Below are 8,338 nucleotides of genomic sequence, written 5' to 3'. Positions count from 1 at the left end.
TGCAGGCCCTGCCCGCACCACCCTGACCAGCCACCCACCGCCCCTACGGCCAGAAAGGGAACCCGCGGGCTCGTGGAACCCCGCCCACCCGGCGCGACAGCCGGGCCGATGCGCTGACCACCGCCCGGATTCAACCCTCAGCCGGACCGCTCAGCCGACCAATCCTCGGTCATGAAAGATCGAGATTAGATGATCTTCGTTTCAACCCGCGGATTATGAGTGCCTTTTATAAGTGCCGCTGGGTGGGCCACCCCCTCACCGGACCAGGGCGAACGTGCCTACACCGGCGATCCGCGCAGCCGGACAGGACCGCTACGAGTACGACGGGCAGGGCAGGGTCGTCGTGCGCCCCCGCAAGGGCCTGTCGAAGGGGCGCGTACCTGGCGTTACACGTGGGACGCCGACGATCGGCTGACCGAAGTGCGCACCCCGGACGGCCAGACCTGGCGTTACCTGTACGACGCCCTGGGCCGCCGCATCGCTAAGGAACGCGCCGACGGCACCGGTCGCGTCGACTTCGTCTGGGACGTTGGCTGAGGTGGGTGGATTTCCGGTCAGTGGCCGCCGACTTCAGGATTTCGTTGGTCCGGCGCAGCTCACGGACCTCCCGCTCCAGCTTCGCGATCCGCTGCGCGTCCTCGGTAGAGGTCCCGGGCCGCCGGCCGCCGTCGATCTCTGCCTGGCGTATCAGCGGCGTCCAACCAAGCCCGGACTGGTTCAGGTGTGGCTGGTGCGCAGAAAGTGGACACAGATTGGCGTGTTGATCGGACATTTCTGTGGTGGACAGTGTCGGCGAGGTCTCGATCCTCAAAGTCGGCCCGGCGGAGCATCGAATCCGCCAACGCCGTCGGCACATAGCAGCTGGGCATCGCCCGATCGACTCAAGGAAGTGGGAGCGGCCATGACGAATCCGTTTGACGACGAGGACGGCACGTTTCTCGTCCTGACCAACGACGAGAATCAGCACTCGCTATGGCCTCAGACGTGGGGCGCCGTGCCAGGCGGATGGACGACGGTGCACGGGCCGGCCGACCGGCAGACCTGCCTGGACTACGTGGAGAAGAACTGGACCGACATGCGGCCGGCGAGCCTCGTCCGGTCAATTGAGAGCGCGAGCTAACCGTCCCGATCCCCGGGGCGGGAAGCGTGTCCGCCCGCCCCGACAAGTCCCATAAGAAGTGAGAAACGCCCTACATGACCTCGCCCACCCTGCCTGGCGCAGTCGGGCTGCTCTCGTCGATTCGGTACGTCGCGACGCGCACACCGGATCGGACGGCGCTCATCTTCCTGGCCGACGGTGAGCAGGAGACTTACCGGATCAGCTACAGTCTGCTCGTCAGCGCAGTTGCGAAGACCGGCGAACGTCTCGCGCGCGCCCACCCGCCCGGCACCCGGGCCTTGCTCTGCTTTCCCAGCGGCGCGGAGTTCGTGACCGCCTTCCTCGCCTGCCTGTACGCCGGGATCGTGGCGGTGCCGGTAGCCCCGCCGGCCACCCGGGAGCAGGTCGTCCGCCTGGGCACCGTCGTCGCCGACGCGGACACTGCGGTGGTGATCACCGACGCGAGCACCGAGCCGTTCCTCGATGTGCCCCGGATCACGGTGCCCCTGCCCGCCGCCGACGGCCGCGCCCTGTGGACGCCGCGCCTCGCCGTCGAGGACTTGGCGTTCCTCCAGTACACCTCCGGCTCGACGAACACCCCCAAAGGCGTGATGGTCACCCACGGTGCCCTGACCGCGAACCTGCGGATGATCACCTCGGGCCTCGGCTTCGGCGGACGCACCGTCGAGATCAGCTGGCTGCCGGTCTTCCACGACATGGGTCTGATCGGCGCCCTGCTGGCGCCACTCGCCGCCGGCTCGACCGTCGTCCTCATGCCGCCGATGGCCTTCCTGCGCGACCCGCTGAACTGGCTGCGTGCCGCGAGTCGCTACCGGGCCACCATCACCGGCGCCCCGAACTTCGCTTACGAGTTGTGCCACCGCCGCCTCGGCGACCGCGATCCGGCGACGGTCGGCATCGAGCTGAGCGCGATGGAGTTGATGCTTGTCGGCGCCGAGCCGATTCGGCCCTCCACCGTGGAAAGCTTCCGCCGGCGGTTCGCCCCGGCCGGGCTGCGGCCGTCGACGCTGTTCCCCGCATACGGGCTGGCCGAGGTGACCCTTATGGCCACCGGGCACCACCTCGGCGGCGAGATCGGTCTGACTCTCGATCCCGGGGAACTCGAACAGGGCCGGGCCGTTCCGGCGGACACCGGCCGTACGGTTGTCAACTGCGGCCCGTCCGTCGACGGCCAGACCCTCGTCGTCGCCGACCCTGCGACGGGCGAGCCCTGCCCGCCCGGCGTGGTCGGTGAGATCTGGCTGGCCGGCAACCACGTCACGCGCGGATACTGGCGCAACCCGCAGGCCACCGCCGACGCCACTGCGCACCTGCCCACCCATCCTGGCCTGACCTTCCTGCGCACCGGCGACCTCGGGTTCCAGCACGACGGCGACCTCTACGTCACCGGACGGCGCAAGGACATGATCATCTTGGGTGGCCGCAACCACTATCCGCAGGACATCGAGAGCACCGCCGAGACCTACCCCGACGTCCGTCCCCGCGGGGCCGCGGCGTTCCCGGTCGAGCATGACGGTACCGAGGGCGTGGCCCTGGCGGCCGAGGTCACCCGGGCCGGCAGCCGCGACGAGCTGGCCTGCGTGGCCATGGCGATCGCCGACGCGATCTGGCGCGAGCACGACCTCGCCGTCACCGAGCTGGTCCTGCTGAAACCCGGCACGTTACCCCGGACGACCAGTGGCAAGCTGCGGCGACGGCACACCGGGGACCTGCTGCGCGCCGGAGAGCTCGGCGAGGTGTACCGGCATATCCCGGCAGTGCCGCGCTCCCGCCCGTTGCCCGCCGCCGACCCGGCCGCGCTGACCGAGACGGTCCTCTCGGCGCCCCGCGCCGCCGGTGAGCGGGCCGTCGTCTATGTGGTGCGCACCCTCACCGCCGCCCTGCTCGGACTCGACGGTCCGGACGCTGTCCCGGCCGACGTGTCACCCGGGTCCCTCGGACTGGACTCCATCAAGATCACCGAATTGAGCACACACCTGTCGGCCGCACTCGGAGTCCCGGTGCCGATCGAGCTGATCCGCACCACGACCAACCCCGCGGAACTGGGCGCCGCCCTCTACCGCCGCCTCCTGGTTCACCTGGCGACATCGGCACCGCACCTCGTCCCGAACGGCACCACCACCGAGCAGCAGGGGGAACTGTGAACATCGACGATCTGCTCCTGCGGGCGATCGAGGTCGGTGTGACGCTGCGGCTCGACGGCGACCGGCTCACCTACGACGCCCCGGGCGGTCTCCCCGCCGACCTGCGCGCCCAGCTCACCGCCCACCGCGACGAGCTGATCACGATCCTGCGGCAGCACACCGCCGACGGCTACCCGCCCCTGACCACTGCCGACGGCGACACCGGTGCGCTCTCCAGCGGACAGGAACGGCTCTGGCTCGTCGAACAGCTGACCGGGCCGAACACCCTGCACCACGTCCACCTCCGGCTGCGCTGGCGTGGCGTCCTCGATGCCGGCCTGCTCACCGCCGCCGCTCACCACCTCGTCGCTCGCCACCCCGCCCTGCGCACCGTCTTCCCGGTTGTCGGCGGCACCCCCTCTGCCGTGGTCCTCGACGGCGACCCGGCCTGCCTCATCGAGGTCACCCACGTTGACCGGCCCGAAGTTGCCGAACGACTGCTCGACCGGCAGCGCACCACCCTGTTCGACACCCAGGCCGGGCCGCTGACCCGGCTCGCCGTGGTGACCCTGGACGATGACGAGCACCTCCTCGCACTCACCCAGCACCACCTGATCACCGACGGCTGGTCCGCCGGCCTGCTCGTCGGCGAGCTCACGCGCACCTACGCCGCCCTGCTGCGCGGCGAGCATCCGCCCGCGCCCCCGGCCGGACCGACCTACGCCGACTACGTCCACACCGAAAGGCGGCAGCGTGCCACGCTCGAGCATGCGAGCCGCCGCGACTGGTGGACCCGGCACCTCACCGGCCTGACCGCTCTCGACCTGCCCCGCGACCGCGACCGGCGATCCGACCCCGGCAACCGGGCCGGCGCCGCACACCCGCTGCGCCTCGATCCGGCCACCATCGCCCGCCTCGACGACCTGGCCCGCCGGCACGACACCACCCTCTACACCGTCCTGCTCGCCGCCTGGGCCGTCGTGCTGCACCGCTACTGCGGACAGGACCGGTTCGGCATCGGCACCGTCACCGACGGTCGTGACCGTCCCGAGCTGCGCACCCTGGTCGGCTTCCTCGCCAACACCGTCGTGCTGCGCTGCGATCTGTCCGGCACGCCCACCCTGCCCGAACTGCTCGACCGGCTGCGCGCCGAGATCACCGGCGCCTTCACCCACGAGCTGCCCTACGCCGACGTCGTCGCGGCCACCGGCGACCGCGAGCTGATCCAGGCCGCGTTCGTTTTCGAGAACCTGCCCGCCGTACCCACCGGCGACGTGCCCGGCCTCATCGCCCTCACCCCCGAGGGACGCATCGACGGCGGGGCCGACGGCACCGCCAAGTTCGACCTCTCCCTGGTTGCCGGCCGCGCCGACGGAGGACTCACCGGCCTGCTCGAATACGCCACCGCCCAGTTCAGCCCCATGCTGATCGCCCAGCTCGCCGACCAGCTGGTCACCCTGCTGCGCGACATCGCCGATGACCCGGACCGGCCGGTCCACGACTTCCCGCTCATCAGCGAACACAGCCGCGCCTGGGTGCTCGGCTGGGGACGCGGCACCGCCTTCTCCAGCGCCTCGATCTCCGCGAGGGTGCACGACTGGGTGGAGAAGACCCCCGACACGGTCGCGGTGGTGCATGGGGATCTTGCTCAGACGTACGGCGAGCTGGGTGCTCTGGCGGATCGGGTGGCGGCCGGTTTGCAGGCCGTGGGTGTGGTGGCCGGTTCGCGGGTGGTGGTGTGTGCGGAGCGGGCGTTGGAGTTGCCGGCGATGTTGTTGGGGGTGTGGCGGGCCGGTGGCACGTATGTGCCGGTGGATCCGGGTTATCCGGCGGCGCGGATCGCGCATGTGCTGGCTGACTCGTCGCCTGCTGCGGTGCTGGTCAACACGTCGATGGGCTTTGAGGTCGATGTCCCGGTCGTCACGATGAGCGATCTGCCCGAGACGCCCGGACTACCTGTCGAGGGTGATGCCGCCTATGTGATCTATACGTCGGGGTCGACCGGTGTGCCGAAGGGGGTGGTGGTCGAGCACCGTCAGGTCTCCCGGTTGTTCATGGCTACTGGTCATTGGTTCGGTTTCGATGCCACGGATACGTGGGTTCTGGCGCATTCGTTTGCGTTCGATTTTTCGGTGTGGGAGATCTGGGGCGCGCTGGTCCATGGTGGCCGTTTGGTTGTGGTGGATGAGGAGGTGGTGCGTTCTCCCCGGGAGTTGGCCGGGGTGGTGGCGGCTGAGCAGGTGACGGTGTTGTGTCAGACGCCGAGTGCGTTTGCGCGGTTTGAGATTGGTGCGTCGGCGCTGCGGTGGGTGATCTTCGGTGGTGAGGTGTTGCAGCCGGCCTCTTTGGAGGGTTGGTTCGCGCGGCACGGGGACAGCTCCCCACGCCTGATCAACATGTATGGGATCACCGAGACGACGGTGCATGTCACTTACCGGCCGATCACCCCGGCCGATCTGAATGCCACCAGCCCGATTGGCGTTCCCATTCCGGACCTGCGCGTTTACGTTCTTGATCATCACGGACGGCTCGTGCCGCCCGGCATGGCCGGCGAGGTCTATGTCGGTGGTGCGGGTCTGGCCCGTGGATACCTGGGCCGTACGGGTCTGACCGCCTCCCGGTTCGTGGCCGACCTGTTCGCGGGTGATGGTTCGCGGATGTATCGGACCGGTGATATGGCCCGATGGAGCATGAGCGGTGATCTGGAGTTCGTGGGCCGTAACGACGACCAGGTCCAGGTCCGCGGCTACCGGGTCGAGCTGGGCGAGATCGAGGCCGCCCTGCTGCGGGTACCGGGAGTGTCCCAGGCGGTGGTGAACAGGGAGCTGGTCGCCTACTACGTCGGTGACGGGGTGGACGCGGCCGGTCTGCGTGAGCATCTTGCGGCTGAGCTGCCTGGGTATATGGTTCCGGCCGCGTTTGTGGCCTTGGATACGTTGCCGTTGACCCCGAGCGGGAAGGTGGATCGGACGGCGCTGCCCGCTCCGGACGGTGACGCTTTTGCCCGGGCCCGCTACGAGGAGCCGCAGGGCGCCACGGAGCAGGCCATCGCTCAGATCTGGGCTGAACTCCTGGACGTCGGCCGGGTCAGCCGGTTTGACGACTTCTTCGCGCTGGGTGGGCATTCGCTGCTGGCCGTGACCGTGGTGGAACGCCTGCGTGAGCGTGGCATCGCGACGGACGTGCGGACGGTGTTCTCGGCTCCGACCGTGGCCGGACTGGCCGAGGCCACCGCCACCGGTCCGGGGGACGCCGTCGTGGTTCCGGTCAATCTGATCGCCGAGGACACGGCGGTGATCACGCCGGACCTGCTGCCGCTGGTCGAGCTGTCCCAGGGTGAGATTGATCGGATTGTGGCCGCTGTTCCTGGTGGGGTGGGGAATGTGCAGGACATTTATCCTTTGGCGCCGTTGCAGGAGGGGATGCTTTTCCATCATCTGATGGCGGAGGAGGCCGATGCCTATGTGTTGGCGAATCTGCTGGCCGTCGACAGCCGGGAGCGTCTCGATGAGTTCCTGGCGGCGTTGCAGGTGGTGGTTGATCGGCATGATGTGTTGCGGACCTCGCTGGTCTGGGAGGGTGTCTCGCGGCCGGTGCAGGTGGTGTGGTGGTGCGCTCCGTTGAGCGTGGAGGAGGTCGAGGCTGCCGAGCTGAGGGGTACGGCGAAGCGGATCGATCTGGGTGCTGCGCCGTTGTTGCGGGTGCTGGTCGCGCACGATGTGGAGAACGGTCGGTGGTTGTTGCTGGTGCTGATGCACCACGTCATCGATGACAACACCTCGTTGCAGACCATTGTCGGTGAGGTCGGTGCGATCATGGCGGGTCGTGCTGATGAGTTGCCGGAGCCGGTGCCGTATCGGAATGTGGTGGCTCAGGCGGTTCTCGGCGTTTCCGGGGCCGAGCATGAGGTGTTCTTCACCGGCATGCTCGGCGATGTTGAGGAGCCGTGTGCGCCTTATGGGGTGCTGGACGTGCACGGTGACGGCAGTGGCGTTGCCCAGGCCGAGATCACGGTCGATGACGACATCACGGCGCGGATTCGTGATCTGGCTCGGCGGTCGGGTGTGTCGGCGGCGGCGGTGTTTCATCTGGCGTGGGCGCTGGTGCTGGCTCGGTTGACCGGTCGTGATGATGTGGTGTTCGGGACGGTGTTGTTCGGGCGTATGCAGGGTGATGCGGGCAGTCGCCGTGGGGTTGGCGCGTCGATCAATACTCTGCCGGTCCGTATCGACACTACTGGCCGGACCGTCACTGAGGGTGTCCGGGCGGCTCATGAGACGTTGACCGGTTTGATCCGGCATGAGCACGCGCCGTTGAGTCTGGCGCAGCGGTGCAGTGGGGTGCCGGCGGGCGTGCCGTTGTTCACCAGTCTGCTGAACTACCGGCATAGCACCCTGTTCGAGGCGGATGAGGTCGGCGTCCTGCCGGGCGTCGAGGCGCTGTCCAGCCGGGAGCGCACCAACTATCCGCTTGTCGTCTCCGTCGACGACAGCGGTGACAGGCTTCACCTGACCGCGCAGGCGCAGGCGCCGATTGATCCGGGTCAGGTGTGTGCGTTGCTTGGCCAGGCCCTTGCGGAGTTGACCGCGGCTGATCGTCCGCTGGCCGAGCTGGATGTGCTGCCGGAGGGCGAACGTTTACGGGTTCTCTCCGATTTCAATCCGCAGGTCGAGGTGCCGTCGCCGGGTGTGGCGACGGTTGATGCGTGGGTGTGGGCGCGGATCGAGGAGTCTCCGGATGCGGTCGCGGTGGTTCACGAGGGCCGGGGGATGACCTATGGCGAGTTGGGGGTGCTCGCTGATCGGGTGGCGGCCGGTCTGCAGAGTCTCGGGGTGGTGGCCGGTTCGCGGGTGGTGGTGTGTGCGGAGCGGGCGTTGGAGTTGCCGGCGATGTTGTTGGGGGTGTGGCGGGCTGGTGGCACGTATGTGCCGGTGGATCCGGGTTATCCGGCGGCGCGGATCGCGCAGGTGCTGGAGGATGCGGCTCCGGTTGTGGTGCTGGTCAATGGCTCGGTGACGGTGGATGTCGGGGTGCCGGTCCTGCATGTGGACGATGTCCCCGAACGTGCTGGGGAGCCTGTCGAGGGTGATGCGGC

Annotated in this window: 3 protein-coding genes; all 3 read left to right on the top strand. The window is 68.6% G+C overall.

Features of this window, described 5'->3' with window-relative positions; translation table 11 throughout:
* The first annotated feature begins 901 nt into the window (after positions 1-901).
* Positions 902-1,120, top strand: coding sequence for an MbtH family protein (locus E1294_RS49695; protein WP_132519618.1), 219 nt, complete (start codon positions 902-904; stop codon positions 1,118-1,120).
* A 74-nt stretch (positions 1,121-1,194) separates the two neighbouring features.
* Positions 1,195-3,264: an AMP-binding protein gene (locus E1294_RS49690; protein ID WP_132519615.1), complete on the top strand. Its 2,070-nt coding sequence runs from the start codon at positions 1,195-1,197 to the stop codon at positions 3,262-3,264.
* Positions 3,261-8,338, top strand: a 5,078-nt coding sequence (locus tag E1294_RS49685; RefSeq protein ID WP_132519612.1) for a non-ribosomal peptide synthetase, incomplete at its 3' end; no start/stop codon positions are given. The genes E1294_RS49690 and E1294_RS49685, both read left to right, overlap by 4 nt.

Source organism: Nonomuraea diastatica (assembly GCF_004349015.1).
GTDB lineage: Bacteria > Actinomycetota > Actinomycetes > Streptosporangiales > Streptosporangiaceae > Nonomuraea > Nonomuraea diastatica.
Note: the sequence above shows the minus strand (reverse complement) of the source record. Positions and strands in the feature narration are given on the sequence as shown.